Here is a 394-nt window from a genome sequence, read left to right as displayed (position 1 = left end):
TCCGCCACCAGGCCGTAATCGGCGACCTGGAAGATGGGGGCCTCCTCGTCCTTGTTGATGGCGACGATGACCTTGGAATCCTTCATGCCGGCCAGGTGCTGGATGGCGCCCGAGATGCCGACGGCGATGTAGAGGTCGGGGGCGACGATCTTGCCGGTCTGGCCGACCTGGAAGTCGTTGGGCACGAAGCCGGCGTCGACGGCGGCGCGCGACGCGCCCACCGCGGCGCCCAGCTTGTCGGCGACCGCTTCCAGCAGGTGGAAGTTGTCGCCCGACTGCATGCCGCGCCCGCCCGAGATGATGATCCGGGCGCTGGTCAGTTCCGGGCGCTCCGACTTGCTGAGCTGGCTGCCCACATAGGCCGACAGGGCCGGGTCGGCGGCGGCCGCGACGG

General features: G+C 70.1%; 1 protein-coding gene. It reads right to left on the bottom strand.

The genetic code is table 11. The features are described from left to right. Positions 1-394, bottom strand: a 394-nt coding sequence (locus tag H261_RS23045; protein WP_008622991.1) for an FAD-binding protein, incomplete at both ends; no start/stop codon positions are given.

The organism is Paramagnetospirillum caucaseum, assembly GCF_000342045.1.
GTDB classification, from domain to species: domain Bacteria; phylum Pseudomonadota; class Alphaproteobacteria; order Rhodospirillales; family Magnetospirillaceae; genus Phaeospirillum; species Phaeospirillum caucaseum.
The sequence above is the reverse complement of the archived record's forward strand: the minus strand, read 5'-3'. Positions and strand labels throughout refer to the sequence as shown.